Origin of the sequence: Campylobacter showae CSUNSWCD, assembly GCF_000313615.1 — a bacterium.
GTDB lineage: Bacteria > Campylobacterota > Campylobacteria > Campylobacterales > Campylobacteraceae > Campylobacter_A > Campylobacter_A showae_A.
In genome coordinates this window covers 166,270-182,526 of sequence record NZ_AMZQ01000007.1, presented here as the reverse complement: position 1 = coordinate 182,526, position 16,257 = coordinate 166,270, and the positions used below count along the sequence as shown (strand labels likewise).

Here is a 16,257-nt window from a genome sequence, read left to right as displayed (position 1 = left end):
TCACGCAGCCGCTTTTTTATGAATTATAATTGCACCTAGCTGATTTAGCTAATCTTTACAAAAGGATCACAGATGAAAATTAAGTTACTTTCCGCACTGCTTCTTTCTTGCGCGCTTGCGGGCAGCGCGTTTGCCGCAGGCAAAACATACACGATCAAATTCTCCCACGTCGTGGCCGCCTCTACACCAAAAGGCAAGGCTGCCGACTTTTTTGCAAAACGTGTCGGCGAGCTTAGCGGCGGAGCGATCAAGGTCGAGGTATATCCTGCCGCATCGCTGATGGACGACGATAGAGTTTTTGGAGCGCTAAAGCTGGGCAACGTACAGATGGCTGCGCCTAGTTTTTCTAAATTTACGCCGATAGTGCCGCAGTTTCAGCTATTTGACCTGCCGTTTATCTTTAGAGACAACGCCCATCTTTACGCTGTTCAAGACGGCGAAGTCGGACAAGCTCTAAAAGATATGATTGCTAAAAAAGGCTTTATCGCGCTTGATTTTTGGGACGCAGGATTTAAGCATTTTAGCTCTAGCAAAAAGCCTATCGTAGAGCCTGCGGACGCTAAAGGACAAAAATTCCGTATCCAAAGCTCAAAAGTGCTTGAAGAGCAGATCAAAGTAGTCGGCGGCAACCCGCAAGTATTGCCGTTTTCAGAGGTTTATCCGGCCCTTCAGCAAGGCGTAGTCGATGCAACTGAAAACCCGCTATCAAACTTCTACAACTCCAAATTTTACGAGGCGCAAAGCTCTTTAACGCTTTCATCTCACGGATATTTGGGATATTTAGTCGTTATGAGCGAGAAATTTTGGAAAGGTTTGCCTGATGATATGAAGGCTCACGTAACGCAAGCTCTAAAAGAAGCTACGGCGTTTGAGCGCGAAGAGACGGCCAAGGAAGAAGAGCATATTTTAAGCGAGCTTAAAAAATTCGCAAGTGAGACCAAAAAGCTTGAGATCATCGAGCTAAACGCCGATCAAAAGGGCAAATGGGCGGAAGCTATGAAGCCGATTTATCCGAACTTTTACAACGTAATCGGTCAAGACCTAGTAGAAAAAACGATAAATACGAAGTAGGCTTTTATGGGCAAGTTTTTTGAGATTTTAGATGTCGGCATTGCCTCGGTAAACAAAACCGTGGCGGTGCTAGGCATCGCTGCAGGCACGCTGCTAGCCTTTGTTAACGTCGTGATGAGGTATTGCTTTAACACGGGCTGGTCGTGGGCCGGCGAGCTAACCAACTACCTTTTTATCTGGTCAGCGTTTTTTGCCGCCGCTTACGGCTTTAGAAAGGGCATACATATCTCGGTTACGATTTTGATCGAGAGATTTCCCGCTCCTATCGCCAAGGCCTACCTCATCTTCGCAAACATTCTAACGACGGTATTTTTGATATTTGTCGTAGTTTATAGCGTGCAGTATCTACAGGTGATGATCGAGCTTGATTTTATGAGTGTGGATCTAGGCGTGCCGCAGTGGGTGCCGATGCTGGTACTTCCGATAGCGTTTTTGGGTGCTAGCTACCGTGCCGGAGAGAAAATTTTCCAGATCGCTATGACGCCTTCGGATAAAGTCATCGTAAACAACGAAGCCGAGATGATACGCGACTCGGTCAAGAAAAGCTAAGGAGAGCCTATGACCATCGCATTTTTGTTTATCTCGCTGTTTGGCCTCATGCTAATAGGCGTTCCCGTCGCCGTTTCGCTTGGAGCTAGCACGGTTATCACGATGCTTCTTTTTACCGATCTTGACGTTGCGACGATACCTCAGCTCATCTTTGACGGTATCAACAAATTTGCCCTCATGGCGATTCCGATGTTTATCCTAGCTGGAAATTTACTGAGCAAGGGCGGTTCTGCTAGACGCATTATAGATTTTGCTAAATCCATGGTCGGACACCTGCCAGGCGGCCTACCGATGAGCGCGATATTTGCGTGCGTTATATTTGCTGCGGTTTCTGGTAGCTCGCCTGCTACGGTCGTAGCGATAGGATCTATCATGTTTGTCGCGATTAAAGAAGCAGGCTATCCAAAAGAATACGCCGTGGGCGGCATCACAACCGCGGGCTCTCTAGGCATCCTCATCCCGCCTTCGGTCGTTATGATCGTTTACGGCGTGACAGCTGAGGTCAGTATCGCGCAGCTATTTATGGCGGGCGTAGTGCCTGGGCTGATGCTAGGCGGCATGATGATACTTCAGACTTATATCGGAGCGAAAAAACTCGGATTTAAAGCTACTACGCCCGAGCCTTGGAGCGAGCGAGTAAAAAAATTCGGCAAGGCGTTTTGGGCGCTACTAATCGTAGTAGTCGTTATCGGCGGTATCTACGGCGGCATTTTTACACCAACAGAGGCTGCGGCGGCGAGCGCGATATATGCGCTGATTATTTCGCTATTTGTCTATAAGGATATCAAATTTAAAGACCTATGGGACATCTGCCTAGAGTCTGCCATCACGACGGCGATGATATTTTTCATCATCGCAAACGCGGTCGTGTTTGCGTATCTGCTAACTAGCGAAAACATCCCGCAGACGATAGCAGATAGCATCCTAGCCGCAAATATCGGCAAGATAGGCTTTTTAATCATCGTAAACATCCTACTTTTCATCATGGGACAGTTTATGGAGCCATCATCGGTCGTTATGATCATGGTGCCGCTACTGCTACCGATCGCGACTGCGCTAGGCGTGGATCCGGTGCACTTTGGTATCCTACTCATCGTAAATATGGAAATCGGCATGATCACGCCGCCCGTGGGCTTAAATTTATTCGTCGCGAGCGGCCTAACGGGCATGAATCTAAAAGACGTCATCGTAGCGTGCTTGCCATGGACTTTGACGCTATTTGTCGGACTTATTTTAGTGACGTATATCCCGGAGATCTCGCTTTGGTTACCGAGGCTGATGTACGGAGGCTGATTTAAATTTGCAAATTTACGGCGCCGCACGGGTCTATAGGGCTCGGCGGTCGGTCCGTAAATTATGCACTCCTTTAGTTGCCTGGATTCGTTCAGGCTTAATTTCTTGATGTTTTTATGGTTACGGCCGGCTTTGTCAAATTTTATAAATTTAGCAAAGTCCGCCACTTTCTTTTCATAAAATTTGCCCCCAAATTTAACCGTCGATATTTATAAATTTATTTTGATTCCATACCTTAAATCCACCCGAAAGCCTCGTTAAAGCTATCCTGCTGTACCATAACCAAAAAATAAAGGGGGATCATGTACCGCGTCAAACTGCATATTTGTTTAACCCAAGATGTAAAAAATAAATTTGAACAATACAACAAAATACCGTCCAAACCGCGCTTTGAGCATAAATTTGAACTCATAAAAAGCGCCTGCGACATCCCTGTGCCCATCCCAGACGAGCACCAGTATCTAATCATCGCAAGCCAGGATTGCGAGATAAATTTAACCGAGCTAAAAAAACGTATCGGCGAAAACGGCTTTTTGGCGATTTACGCAAAGGATACCGCAAAGATAACGAGCGAGCAAAAAGAGGCCGCAGATGAAATTTGGCCGCAAGCTGCAAATTTAGACGATTTTTACTTTGAAAAAGCGCTAAATTTAATCGCCGAACGAAAAGAAGCATGGTTGCAAAAAGCCTGGCTAGAAACCATCATAAACTCATCTCCAGATACAATCTGGTTTAAGGATGCCGATGGATTATATATAGATGTAAAAGAATTCCTTAACGGCCATAACGCATACTGCGCTCAAAATACATCTAAAACAGCCTATGGACGCTCCGATCATGCCGCCGCAAACAAGACTAGCCTCCTTAGCGAAGATATAGTAAAAGCTGACGGAAAGCTAAATAAACTAAAAACATATAAAACGCCGATATTTGACGGAATGACGATTATCGGCACCATCGGCATCGCTCGCGACGTGACGAAAGAGTACGAGTATCTGCAAAACATCGAACATCTAGCCCATTACGACCAACTTACGGGACTAGCCAACCGCAACCAGCTGGATGCCTTTTTAAGTAAGCTAAAAACCACGCGCATGAGCATACTTTATATGGATCTAGACCGCTTTAAACAGGTAAACGACGAACACGGACACCAAGCCGGCGACAAGGCCCTAGTCGCAATATCAGATCTAATAAAAGAGATTTTTAACGATGCAATGAACGTACGTATCGGCGGCGACGAGTTTATATCGATATTTACAGACGGCGCAAATATGCAAAGCATCGCATCTCGCGTGCAAATTTTGATCGACCGATTTTTTAAAATTTGTCAAGAAAATCCACTATTTAACAGGCTATCCGTAAGCGCCGGCATCGCAGAGGGTCAAATCGGACACGGATCGTTTGATCTACTGCTTCAACGCGCCGATGACGCCCTTTATAAAGCAAAACGCGCAGGACGCGGCACATACTACATAAATCCATGGAAGGATTTTGAGCAAAAATAAATTTACGCAAGCGTTTGCCGATTGGTAGCTGCGGGCGCAAATTTACGGCGGCTCGTTAGCGCCTCTACCCTCTCGGCGACCGACCGTAAATTTGATACCGCTTCTTATCTTTTACTCTAAATTTTATTCGAATTTTGCCGATATCGTTAGAAAGTCAAATTTTAAAAGGATTTTAGATGATAGGCGGCGTAAACGGATTTAACGCAAATGCAAATTTCGATTTTAACGGCGCTCGCGGGCACAATTTAAAAGCGCGCGAGGAAAAAGAAGCGGCGAATTTGATGTCAAATTTGACGGCACAGATTAATTACGATACGGTAAATCCAAGCGAATTAGACTACGACCAACTAAAAATTTGGGCGGACAAGATTGATCCAGAAAAGCTAACGGGTAAAAATTTAAGCATGTGGTTGGGTGCGAAAATGAGGTTTGACGAGCTGGAGGACGGATGGCGTAAGGAGCTCGGACTAAAGCCTGACGAACCGGTATTTGCAAGGAGGATATTTTCTCTAAGCGGCTACACGAGAGACGATAAAATCAGCATCTGGGGTAAGATGAACGGGCTTGATCCGAGTACCGACAAAGAAAAAGCCGCCGAGCTAAAAAGCTTCGTAGATAGCACGCGAGCTCTGATCGCGCACGCGGGCGATCCGTCCGATATATTTAGACAGGACGTCTTTAGCGTGGATAAGTTTTTGAGTAAATTTAACGTGGATCTGGGCGGATTTGGCCTGGGGCTTGGCATGCGTAGCGGCAGCGGCCTGATAATGGACGCTAAGGCCTCAAAGCTGCTGGATTCAGATATGAGCGAGGAGGAGTTTAAAGATAAATGGCTCGAGTACGCGGCAAATAAAATCCTAGGCGAATACGCAAACGTCAAGATTTCGCTCGAAAACGGCACGCTAAATTTCGACCAAACGCCCGCAAAAGAGCGCATTACGCTTCTGGGACAAGATATAGAAGATCGCGTGAGCTACGCAGACGAAGCGAGCAAAAAAGAGTTTTTTAAATTTCTAAAAGACGTGTTTAAAAACGGCGAGAGTATCGCAGACGTGCTGCAAAAAATCGCGCTAAAAAAGAGCAACTTTGACGAGAAAATCGTAGAAAAAGCGCAAGCAGACGCCGCAAAAGAAAAGAAATTTAAACCTATCCACGCTACTAGTAAAAGCCAAACCTATATTTATAAGGATATAAAGCGTGAGTTTTTCGAGAAATTTATCAAGGCCGAACAAGAAAAAGGAACGGACGTAACCAAGCTTTTAGAAGCTCTAAATAAAATCCGAAAGCTAGATATAAATGTCTAAATTTGAAGGCAACAACCGCCAAAAATCATCAAAAGCAGGATGAATTTGTATATCGGCGCAAAGCCTGTTTAAATTTAACTGAGCCTACGCAAAAACAGCCGTCTCGTCTTACCTCAAGATTTAGTTCAAATTTGACTAAAACTCAAATTTAAACGCTCCAAATTCGGCCCGCCGGCAAATTTTGCCAGACTAGGACAAATTTGAGCGCAAATCACATCTCGTAGCTATCCTCTTCGTCTTCGTCGCCGTATTCGTAGTCGTTCTCGTCGTAGTTGTAGCTGTATCTTTCAGATCTCTCGTCGTCAAATTCGGAGTATTCCTCCTCCAAATCTTCCTCTTCGTAGTCAAATTCTTCGCTCATTTTCTCTCCTTTAAAATTATTTTTTCACTTCTTCGACGTATAGGCTCTGGCTAGGGAAGGCAAATCCAAGCCCGTTGGCCTCTACGATATTCATTATTTTTAGCATCACGTCCTCTTTGACGGCCAAAAACTCGCCCCAAACTATCGTCTTTGAAAAGCAGTACACGAGGATATTTATCGAGCTATCGGCAAACTCGTCCACTACAACGAACAAATTTGACTTATAACCGGCCAGATCGTCGATCGAGACGATACCGCGGTCGTAGCGGCTAGCCTTTTTCGAGCCCATATCGTCGCCCTTTGCGATATCTGGGTGATCAATCAGCATCTGTTTGATCTCATCGACGCATTTTTTGATCTGCTCGGTCGTGGCGCTGTATTCTAATCCGATTAGCATCCTGATGCGTCGTCCCATCTTTCGCCTGCTCCAGTTTCGGATCGGATCGCTAGCTAGCTTGGAGTTTGGCACAAATATAAGGGCGTTGTCAAAGGTTCGCACGGTCGTTTTCCTAAGTCCGATCTCCACGACCGTTCCCTCGATGTCGCCGCACACGATCCAGTCGCCCTGCGAGAATGAGTTGTCAAAGAGCAGCATAACGGAAGCAAAGAAATTCGCCAAAATATCCTTAGTCGCAAGAGCCACCGCAAGGCCGCCGATACCAAGAGATGCGATGATGGCGCTAACGTTAAAGCCGAGCTTGCTAAGCACGATAAGCAGCGCGATAACGAAGATGATGAAATAGATGATCTTTAGGATCAAATTTATCACCTCTTTGCGCCCGCTTTTTTTGGTGAGTTCGTTGATGAGCACCATGCCGTAGCCGTTTAGTACGCTAAGTATGAGCCAAGTGACGGCGATAACAAAAGTAATCGCTAGGAAATTTGCGAATTTTATCGGCATCGGAGCGGGATAATATGCGATCGAGACGCATATATCTATCGCGTATGCGATAAGGGTGAGTAGCATCGGGCGTTTGATGATTTCTACGATGCGCCCTTTTGTCTGTCTATCCGAGTCGTGCTTGACGAAAAATTTCATCAAAGCCCACAGCGTGAGCCTGCTAAGTAGCGTCGTAAACGAGACGAAAAATAAAAATACGACGAATATGATTGCCGCCTTGCCGACGTTAAATTTGCTCGTAAACGATGCCTTTTCGTTGATAAAATCGATCGCCGTTTTTAAATTTAGCTCCGAGATGATGTAGTTTGACGTGAGTAGCTCGGCGTTATCGCGCAGGTAGTGGAGTATCTCTTCAAGCGTCTTTTTGTGCGCTTCTAGCGCCTCTAGTTCGCTTTTGTGCGCAGCGAGCGCTTCTTCGTTTAGACTATCCTTAAACTCCTTAAACTGCGCGTAAAACTCCGTCTGAAAGCTAAGTAGCGTCTCCTCGACGGCGAGCCTTACGTCCACGGCTTTGCCGCCTTCTTTAAAGATATTTTCCAAATTTAAAAGCGAGGAGTAAAACAGCCCGTCAAGCCGCATTCGCTCGAGCTCGAGCATATTTTTGACGTATAAATTTTGATTGTCCGAGTTTTTTAGCCGTTTGATTTTTGATTCCAAATTTTGCATTTCGTGCTTAAATTTCTGCACCTGCTCCTCGTCGATTTCGATTTGCATGATGAGGTAAGGGATCTGCTCGATTAGCTTTTCTTTTTTCTCCGAGACGGTTTTAAAAAGCACGTTTTTATCGGCAGTTTCGTTATTTTCGGCCGACTGCGCCTTGATAACTGCGATCTGCGCGTTTGCTTCGTTGATTTGATTTACGACGCTTAGGATGTCTGTCGCGTTTAGGTCGTCGATTTTGGTATTTGCGAGTAAATTTAAGCCAAAGCACAGCGCAAAAACGGCGACTAAAATTTTTTTCATTTCTCGACTCCTAGCAGTTTAAAGCTCTTCGTTACGAAGTTATAGTTGTAAATTTCGCCGGTTTCTATTATGTAGTGCCAGGCGTAAATTTTTAGCTCTCCGTCTTTAAATTTAGCCTTGACGTCGGGGTAGCTCAGTAGATTTTCAAACGAATTTACAAGGCTAAGTCGTTCGGTTATCCACTCTCTTTTTGCGATATTGTCGCCGAAAAGCTTTTGCACGCGCTTTTTTACGGGCTCTAATAGATCTAGCCAGCGCTTTACGTTTGGTGTTTTGCTAAATTTAGCCTCGTCCATCCACAAAGCCGCGCAGCCGCCGCAGTTACTGTGCCCGCAGATGATGACGTTTTGCACGTTTAGCGTTTGCAAGGCGTACTCGATCGCCGACGTCGTAGCCAAAAACTCCTCGCTTTTGCGGTACGGAGGCACGATGTTTGCGATATTTCGCACGACTACTAGGTCGCCCGGAACCGTGTTTGTTATGAGGCTAGGCACCACGCGCGAGTCGATACATCCCACAAAAAGAGTGTGCGGCGTCTGTTTCTCGCCCAGGCTTTCAAAAAGCTCCTTATGCTCTAAAAAATCTTCTTCCATAAATTTGACGGCGCCGTCTAAGATACCTTGCATCTGCTTTCCCGATAAAAAATTATAAAATATTATATCAAAAACGTTTCAAAGTTCGTTAAATTTTTTTAAAATGCTTTTCGCATGTCAAATTCAGCGATCTTTTATATTTTATTTACCTATTTTTGGCTAAATTTGCGTCAGAAATTAAAAAAGGAGAAAAAATGAGTTTATATGACAGAAACTATGCAAACTCAAGAGAGCACGAGGTTGCGAGCGAATATTCGCAAAGCGCGCTTAGCACGTTTATCAAGCAAACCTATCAGCTTTTCGCGGCTTCGCTTTTAGCCGCCAGCGTCGGAGCTTACGTCGGGCTTTATAGCTCGCTGGGAGCTACGGTGGCGGGCAACTATTGGCTATTTGTGATACTTGAGCTAGGACTTTTGGTGGGCCTAATGTTTGCTAAACGCAAATCGGGCTTAAATTTGATCCTGCTTTTTGCCTTTACTTTCGTTAGCGGACTTACGCTTACGCCTATTTTGGGACGCACCTTTGCGATGCCAGGAGGCGCGGCGATAGTAGCTCAGGCCTTTACGCTTACGACCGTGGCATTTGGCGGACTTAGCGTGTTTGCTATGAATACCAAGCGCGACTTTACCGCGATGGGCAAGATGCTTTTCATCACACTTATCGTTTTACTCGTGGCTGCGATCATAAATATATTTTTCCACAGCCCGGTTTTACAGCTTGCGATCGCTAGCGTGGGTGCGGTTTTATTTAGCGCGTATATCCTTTACGATACGCAAAATATCATCCGCGGCAACTACGAAACTCCGATCGAGGGCGCAGTCGCTCTTTATCTTGATTTCGTGAATTTGTTCGTTTCTTTACTTCAAATTTTAGGCATTTTTAGTAGAGATGACTAACGAAGAGCGGCTCTACCGCGTAATAGACGCAAATTTAAACCGCTTAAAAGAAGGGCTTAGAGTCGTCGAGGACGTCAGACGTTACGGCTTTGACGACCTAGCCCTCGCTAAAAAAATAAAAACTCTCCGCCACAAGGCAAAAATCCCGCAAAAGGAATTTATAAAATTTCGCGATGCCACAAATGACGTACTAAAACCAAGCCTTAAAGAGGAGCAAATTCGCCTAAATTTGGACGATTTGCAAACCGCCAATATCAAACGCGCGCAAGAAAGCGCAAGGGTTTTAGAAGAGTGTTTTAAACTCATCGACGTTAAAATTTCCGAGATTTTTAAGACCGTGCGCTACGAACTTTATGAGATAGAAAAAGAAATTTAACCCAAATTCAAAACTTTTTTAGTATAATCGCGACTAATTTTGAAAATTTAAAAGGATTTTTAATGGATTCGCTTTTTTTAGTATTGCAGTTTATTTTCGCGGTAGTTTTAACGATCGCCGTTTTGCTTCAGAAAAGCTCCTCTATCGGACTGGGTGCATATAGCGGTAGCAACGAAAGCCTATTTGGCGCAAAAGGACCGGCCGGATTTTTAGCCAAATTTACCTTCGTCGTGGGCGTTTTATTTATCCTAAACACTCTAGCGCTAAGCTACGTTTACAACACGCAAAGCAGCAAATCTCTAATAGATAGCGTCGATACTTCGTCGCTACCTGCAGCTCCTGAGGCAGTTGTTCCGCAAGCTCCTAATGCTCCTGCAGCTCCAGCAAGCGAGCAAAAATAAGGCGCATTGGTGAAAAAATTAGTTTCCGCGCTCGCATTTTTTGCAGCGGTGCAGCTTGCGTTTGCAGACGCGCACATCTTTAACTATCACAGATTTGACGACGATAGGCATCCAAGTACAAACATCTCTATTAAAAATTTACGCGAGCAGTTTGATTATTTTAAAGAAAAAGGCTACGAGATCATCCCTCTCTCAAAGCTCGTGGACGCTATCAAAAACGGTGAGCCGGTATCTGATAACTGGGTTGTTTTAACGGTAGACGACGGCTACAAAAGCTTTTACGAAAAAGGCTTACCGGTATTTTTAGAGTACGGATATCCGTTTGCACTGATGATCTACGTCGAGGCCACCGCGCGAAAATACGGCGACTTTATGACCTTTGAGCAGATAAAAGAGATGGAAAAATACGGCGAAGTCGGCTATCACTCCTACGGCCACTTGCACATGGTCGGTCTTAACGAGGAAAAATTAAAAAACGACTTTGAGGACGGTATAAGCAAATTTGAAAAAAATATGGGCTACAAACCGCGCTATTTTGCTTATCCTTTTGGCGAATATAACGACAGAGTGCGCGATGTAGCAATTGAGCACGGCATCGAGGTGATACTGAGCCAAAACTCCGGTGCAGTCGCGGCAAACAGCGATCTACACGAACTAGACAGGATCCCTGCTATGAACGGCACTCACCTGCCGTCCGCGCTTGCGAGTAAATTTTTAAAAGCCGAATGGATACTACCACAAGACTATCCCAAAGACAATAAAATCAGCGAACTTATCATCAAAACCGACGAGAACGCGACGCACGGATACTTCTCGATGACAGGGCAAAAAACAAAAAAAGTCAAGCTTGAAAACGGGCAGATGACGCTTAAATTTAACAAGCCGATCGACCGCTATAAAGTGAGAATGAGCCTTAAGGTAAACGGAAAAACGACGACCAAAATTTTAGTAAAGGATATAAATGCTGAATGAAATTTACAAAAAACAAAAAGAGCATAGCGACAAATGCATCGAGGGTCTAAAGCGCGACTTTAGCACGCTTCGCACAGGCAAGGTAAATATAAGCATAGTCGATAATATTTACGTGGATTATTACGGTAGCCAAACTCCTCTAAACCAAGTAGCCACCGTGCTAACAAGCGATGCTAGCACCATAAGCATTACGCCGTGGGAAAAACCGATGCTAAAAACCATCACTGCAGCGATCTCTGCGGCAAATATCGGCGTAAATCCGAACAACGATGGCGAGAGCGTGAAACTATTTTTCCCTCCGATGACGGTCGAGCAGCGCCAAGAAAACGCCAAGCACGCTAAGGCATTTGGCGAAAAGGCGAAAGTTAGCATCAGAAACATCAGAAAAGACGCTAACGACGAGGTTAAAAAGCTAGAAAAAGATAAAGTGATCACCGAAGACGAGAGCAAAAAAGGACAAGACGAAGTCCAAAAGATCACTGACAGCTACACGTCAAAGATCGACTCGCTCGTAAAAGAAAAAGAGAACGAGCTTTTAAAAGTCTAAATTTACATGCGGCTTGTTAAATTTGACGAGCCGCTTCTTTTATAAAAACCTTCCGCTATTTCGCATTTAACATAAATTTTAGTCCACTTTTGCTACACCCCAAAGCGCATTTATTTATTTCGCCCAAATTTTAAATTTATCACGCCATACTCGCTTTTACCAAAATTTATATCCAAATTTAAAATTGCTAGCCGTTTTTGCTCGGCATAAGCTTATAATAACGCAAAATCGCAAGCCGATAAAAGCTCAAAAAATAGTAGCTTAAGCGCGCTTAGGGTAAAATTCGCTCAAATTTTACAAAGGAAAAACGATGGATTTAGAAAAAATTTACAAGGACGCAGGCGCGTATTTACAGGGGCATTTTTTGCTTAGCAGCGGCAACCACTCGCAGTTTTATTTACAAAGCGCCAAAGTACTCGAGGATCCGCAGTTAGCCGGCGCTTTAGCGGACGAGCTAGCCGCCGTAATCGAAAAATCGGGCGTAGAGTTTGACAGCGTCTGTTCGCCCGCTCTAGGCGGCATTTTGGCAGGTTACGAGCTAGCTCGCGCGGCGAAAAAACGCTTTATTTTTACCGAGCGAGTCGAGCGCGTGATGAGCCTGCGACGCGGTTTTGAGGTGAAAAAAGGCGAGAAATTTATCGTTTGCGAGGACATCATCACTACGGGCGGCTCGGCGATGGAGGCCGCTCGCGTGATCGAGAGCCTAGGCGGCAAGGTGGTGGCGTTTGCCGCGCTTGCTAATCGCGGCTTTTGCAAGGTCGCAAATTTAGCGGGCAGCGTCGCAAAACCAAGCGCCAAACTACCCGCCGACAAGCCGTTTTTTGCGCTTGGAAACTTTGAGTTTGAGATTTTTGATCCCGCAAGCTGTCCGCTCTGCGCCGATGGAAGCAAGGCGATAAAGCCAGGCAGCAGAGGTAACTAAATTTTCAAATTTCGCGGACATGTTTGATTAGTCGTGCAAATTTGGACGGACTTTGCAGGAGTCAATCAAAGCAAACCGATCGAGAATCAAATTTGACTTGGTTGTGCGGTATATTGAACGATAAAACGAAGCCCGTCGATACATATTGCAGGTTGCGGACAGAGTTAAATTTGCGTTGTTGCCGTGTACATTTAGCGGCGGCTGTCAAATTTATATTTAGGTAAATTTACCCCCGCGAAAGAGCGTCTTTAAATTTACGAATTTAAAATTTGGCGCGAGATAAACGCCTTAAATTTAAAATCCGCACTTTATAAATTTTACGGAGCCTACGATAAATCAAACGCAAGCGGGTTTAATGAAAAAATGTGCGAGTCGAAAATTATTGATCATCGCAAACTGGTATGCCGCCAAAAACAAACAAAGACGGCAGACATCGTAAAGATTACGCTAGGCAAAACGTATAATCTGGCAGCAGACAAAGCGCCGTTTAAGAACCGAGCAAGACCAGCTGGATAAGACGGCGCAAGCGGCGGACACGCGGAAACGAGCCGCAAATTTACTGCACCGAAGCGGCAGCATAAGCAGACGTAAATTTACCACAACAAAGTAGAAGCACGTAAATTTGGGCAATCGCGATCAACTTTGACGCTCAAATCCAAAACATGCGCCCGAAAATAAAAAGGAGTAAATTTGGCAAAACAAAAAGCGCAACTAGCCACCATCGGCGCGCGAGTAAAGGCCTTTATCACCGATCTTTTTTTGATCGGGATGCCGATATATTACCTCACGACCTATGTTTTTTTGGACGGCAAAGACGACTTTTTGCACAACCAAACCGCGATATTTGGGGCAAATTTCGCAGTCGCTCTCATCTGCTGCGCCTTTTTTGCGATCAAAGCCCAGACGCCCGGCTACCGCTCGCAAAATATCTACCTCATCGACCTACGCAGCAGCCGCAAGCTCGGCTTTGCGCGCGTTTTGCTCCGTTACATCTGCTTTTTGCTCTCAGGCGTTAGCGTGGTCGGACTTTGCCTCTGTTTTTTTCGCAAGGACGCGCTAAATTTGCACGATCTACTCACGCACTCGGCCGCCGTTTGCAAAAAAGCGGAGTAGTTTCGCCCGCTTGCGGCAAATTTGAGCCAAATTTCAGTGCGACCCGCCCTGCTCCACTAAAGCTCAAATTTGATCTAGCGTTTTTGCGGTGCGGGTTTTGCGGGCTAGATTCTCATCCTGTCCCGCGGCAAATTTAACCCGCTCGCCGCCCCGTCAAATTTAAATCTTTAAACCAAATTTCGTTACAATCGCCCCCGACAAGGAAAAATATGCAAAAAATTATGGGTTTTACGAGAAAGCGGGAAAACGCGGAGAAAAAAGGCGCGCTGATACCTAGCGACTTCACGCACGCGGCCATCATCGGAGAGACTGGCAGCGGCAAGACGACTGCGATGATATATCCAAATTTACTCGACCGCATGCAAAACGGCTACACGGTGTTTGCCGTGGATTATAAAGGCGGCGAGAGCGCCAAAATAAAGGCTCTAGCGCGCAGAGCGGGCCGTCTAAAAGACGTCGTGAGCGTGGGTGCCAGGCTAGACGCGCCGATAAACCTCATCGCCTCGATGAAGCCGCGAGACTTTAAAAACTGCGTGAAAAAGCCGATGGAATCAAGAGAGAAGTTTTGGGAGGAGTTTGGCTCGAGCATCGCGACGGAGTTTTTTAAGGTGCTAAAAGCGCTTAAAATTTTTGCCAAAAAAATCACTCCGCTAAGCGAATGCTACACGGACGCGTTTTACGCCGACGTACGCACGCTCGCGCGGGATTTTACCTTTGACGTCGCTACGATACTGCGCCTCTCGCAAGACCTAGAAAAGATGCTCGAGTTTAAAGACACGCTGAGCCTCATCTGCGACAATCTCGACTCCTCGACGCTAAATTTCACCCGCGAAACGATAATGATAAACCGCGCGTTTATAGCGACCGCGGACGAGTTTTTGGACGCGACGAGCCGCTACAAGGACATCGGCGACGAGCGCACGAGAGATGATTTTCGCAACTACTCGATGATGATGTCGCCGTTTCTAGGCCTCATGAACGACGACTCGCTAAACGGCGAGAGCGAGGGCACTGCGGGCGACGCGAGTATCGCAGGACTGCTAAATAACGGCAAGATCGTGATCTTTAACGCCGCAAGCTGCGACAAAAGTGCGCTGAGCTTCCTGCTAAACAGCTTCTTGCCTGAGCTTTTAAAGCGCGTAACGATGAAGCAAAAAAGGCCCATTAGCCTATTTCTCGACGAATCGGCAAAGCTGCTGAGCGAAAACACCGAGCTAAACGAGGAGATCCTACGCGAGTGCGAGGTGGAGCTGGTGCTGGCGTTTCAAAACGAGTTTTTACTCAAACGCGCGATCGGCGGCACGGCGTACGAGGCGCTGATGGGCAACCTCACCAACCGCTACTTCATGCGCAACAAGGACGTCGTGAGGCTGGGCGGCAGCGAGGTGGACTGCTCGACGCTGGAGAAATTCGAGTGTGTGCTGGACGGCGACAAGATCGCGCTGGAGCCGATTTTCATCGATGAGGCGGAGTGTTTGCAAGCACAGCTGGAGTTTGAGCGCGAGAATCGCCTGCACGAGCGACTGCTGGGCAAAATTTACGAAAACCGCGTGATAGAGTTTGACGAGGAGATCGTCGACGACGGCAAAATCTGGGTGCGCGACGTCGATACTGGCGAGCGTGAGTGCGTGTTTTTCAGCGACGAGGTGCTAGGTATCCGTCCGCAAGATATCTATAAACGCCCGCCAAATACCGGCGGCTACAACATCTCGCTAGAAGACGGCACGGACGACGCGCAGGTAAGCTTTAGGTAAATTTGACGGCAGCCGACGGGGCTTGCGAATTAAATTTGACTGAAAAAGCGAGCAAATTTGGGTCAAATTTGGAAGACGGCGTAAATTTAAACGGTAGCGTAACTTGACGATTTTAACCGCTCGCCGTTTGCATAAAACTAGGCTGGATAAATTTAAAATTTGACTTTAGGCGGAGGATATGAACGAAAGTCCGGGCAAAGAAAATAAAGAGTCGGAGCTACTTTACAGGCTAGGCAAACGAAATCCACTCATGGTGCTGATCGACTTTATTGGTTATAGCTTTTTACTGCTTGTGCCAGGCCTGCTGACCGCGATATATTATAGAGGCTGGATGCAGATGCTGGGCATTCTGGGTTCTTTGTTTTTGGGTAGGCTTTTATACAAACTCATATTTTTCAACTACATCGAAATTTACAGCGACAGGATCGTCATAAACAGATATATTTTCGGCGATACGATCATCAAAAGCGAGGATTTGGCGTATTGTAGAACTTATTATTTTCCATTTGCCCCCAATCAAGTATGGATAGCAAAAAAGAGAAAATATTTTTTCTATAGAGTTTATGCGATAGAAAGCTTAACATCCAAACAAGCAGACGAGATAGAAAGGCAAATAAATTTCATAATACCTCGAGATAAAGTTAATTAAGGAGAGATAAAGATGCAAACAACTATATGGATAGACGGTCAAAAATATGACGTTTATGACAAAAATATCACATCAGACGAAAAG

At 45.7% G+C, this 16,257-nt stretch carries 17 protein-coding genes; 14 read left to right on the top strand and 3 right to left on the bottom strand.

Features of this window, described 5'->3' with window-relative positions:
* The first annotated feature begins 72 nt into the window (after positions 1-72).
* From CSUNSWCD_RS05685 to CSUNSWCD_RS05665, 5 genes are all read left to right on the top strand, one after another.
* Entirely contained in the window at positions 73-1,071 is a 999-nt protein-coding gene (locus CSUNSWCD_RS05685; protein ID WP_009494887.1) for a DctP family TRAP transporter solute-binding subunit, read from the top strand.
* Positions 1,072-1,077: 6 nt separating this feature from the next.
* Complete coding sequence (locus CSUNSWCD_RS05680; protein WP_009494886.1) at positions 1,078-1,620, top strand: TRAP transporter small permease; 543 nt, start codon at positions 1,078-1,080, stop codon at positions 1,618-1,620.
* A 9-nt stretch (positions 1,621-1,629) separates the two neighbouring features.
* Positions 1,630-2,913 (top strand): TRAP transporter large permease, encoded by a 1,284-nt coding sequence (locus CSUNSWCD_RS05675; RefSeq protein ID WP_009494885.1) that lies wholly within the window; start codon positions 1,630-1,632, stop codon positions 2,911-2,913.
* Positions 2,914-3,215: 302 nt separating this feature from the next.
* A complete protein-coding gene (locus CSUNSWCD_RS05670) occupies positions 3,216-4,421 on the top strand; it encodes a diguanylate cyclase domain-containing protein (RefSeq protein ID WP_009494884.1) in 1,206 nt (401 codons plus the stop codon).
* 176 nt (positions 4,422-4,597) lie between these two features.
* Positions 4,598-5,725, top strand: a complete 1,128-nt coding sequence (locus CSUNSWCD_RS05665) for a hypothetical protein (RefSeq protein ID WP_009494883.1) — start codon at positions 4,598-4,600, stop codon at positions 5,723-5,725.
* A 211-nt stretch (positions 5,726-5,936) separates the two neighbouring features.
* Here CSUNSWCD_RS05665 and CSUNSWCD_RS11430 read toward each other — a convergent pair whose 3' ends face one another.
* From CSUNSWCD_RS11430 to CSUNSWCD_RS05650, 3 genes are read right to left on the bottom strand one after another with little or no spacing between them, the layout of a single operon-like run.
* Positions 5,937-6,086: a hypothetical protein gene (locus CSUNSWCD_RS11430; protein WP_009494881.1), complete on the bottom strand. Its 150-nt coding sequence runs from the start codon at positions 6,084-6,086 to the stop codon at positions 5,937-5,939.
* 16 nt (positions 6,087-6,102) lie between these two features.
* The gene (locus CSUNSWCD_RS05655) at positions 6,103-7,950 is read right to left on the bottom strand and encodes a mechanosensitive ion channel domain-containing protein (protein ID WP_009494880.1); all 1,848 of its coding nucleotides are present in this window, start codon (positions 7,948-7,950) and stop codon (positions 6,103-6,105) included.
* On the bottom strand, positions 7,947-8,576 hold the full coding sequence (locus CSUNSWCD_RS05650; RefSeq protein ID WP_009494879.1) for a carbonic anhydrase: 630 nt from the start codon (positions 8,574-8,576) through the stop codon (positions 7,947-7,949). Before CSUNSWCD_RS05650 ends, CSUNSWCD_RS05655 begins: the two co-directional genes overlap by 4 nt.
* Positions 8,577-8,737: 161 nt before the next feature.
* Here CSUNSWCD_RS05650 and CSUNSWCD_RS05645 point away from each other — a divergent pair, with 161 nt between their 5' ends.
* The 9 genes from CSUNSWCD_RS05645 to CSUNSWCD_RS05605 all read left to right on the top strand — a co-directional run bounded on the left by CSUNSWCD_RS05645 (position 8,738) and on the right by CSUNSWCD_RS05605 (position 16,173).
* Entirely contained in the window at positions 8,738-9,439 is a 702-nt protein-coding gene (locus CSUNSWCD_RS05645; protein ID WP_009494878.1) for a Bax inhibitor-1/YccA family protein, read from the top strand.
* A complete protein-coding gene (locus tag CSUNSWCD_RS05640) occupies positions 9,432-9,815 on the top strand; it encodes a hypothetical protein (RefSeq protein WP_009494877.1) in 384 nt (127 codons plus the stop codon). The genes CSUNSWCD_RS05645 and CSUNSWCD_RS05640 overlap by 8 nt, the downstream gene beginning before the upstream one ends.
* A 62-nt stretch (positions 9,816-9,877) precedes the next feature.
* A complete protein-coding gene (secG, locus tag CSUNSWCD_RS05635; RefSeq protein ID WP_009494876.1) occupies positions 9,878-10,216 on the top strand; it encodes a preprotein translocase subunit SecG in 339 nt (112 codons plus the stop codon).
* A 9-nt stretch (positions 10,217-10,225) separates the two neighbouring features.
* Complete coding sequence (locus CSUNSWCD_RS05630; RefSeq protein WP_009494875.1) at positions 10,226-11,188, top strand: polysaccharide deacetylase family protein; 963 nt, start codon at positions 10,226-10,228, stop codon at positions 11,186-11,188.
* Complete coding sequence (frr, locus tag CSUNSWCD_RS05625; RefSeq protein ID WP_009494874.1) at positions 11,178-11,735, top strand: ribosome recycling factor; 558 nt, start codon at positions 11,178-11,180, stop codon at positions 11,733-11,735. Before CSUNSWCD_RS05630 ends, frr begins: the two co-directional genes overlap by 11 nt.
* Before the next feature lie 310 nt (positions 11,736-12,045).
* Positions 12,046-12,657 (top strand): orotate phosphoribosyltransferase, encoded by a 612-nt coding sequence (pyrE, locus tag CSUNSWCD_RS05620; protein ID WP_009494873.1) that lies wholly within the window; start codon positions 12,046-12,048, stop codon positions 12,655-12,657.
* 690 nt (positions 12,658-13,347) lie between these two features.
* Entirely contained in the window at positions 13,348-13,770 is a 423-nt protein-coding gene (locus CSUNSWCD_RS05615) for an RDD family protein (protein WP_009494872.1), read from the top strand.
* 176 nt (positions 13,771-13,946) lie between these two features.
* Positions 13,947-15,524 (top strand): type IV secretory system conjugative DNA transfer family protein, encoded by a 1,578-nt coding sequence (locus CSUNSWCD_RS05610; RefSeq protein WP_280101170.1) that lies wholly within the window; start codon positions 13,947-13,949, stop codon positions 15,522-15,524.
* Between the two features lie 178 nt (positions 15,525-15,702).
* Positions 15,703-16,173 (top strand): hypothetical protein, encoded by a 471-nt coding sequence (locus CSUNSWCD_RS05605; protein WP_009494869.1) that lies wholly within the window; start codon positions 15,703-15,705, stop codon positions 16,171-16,173.
* The last annotated feature ends 84 nt before the right edge of the window (positions 16,174-16,257 follow it).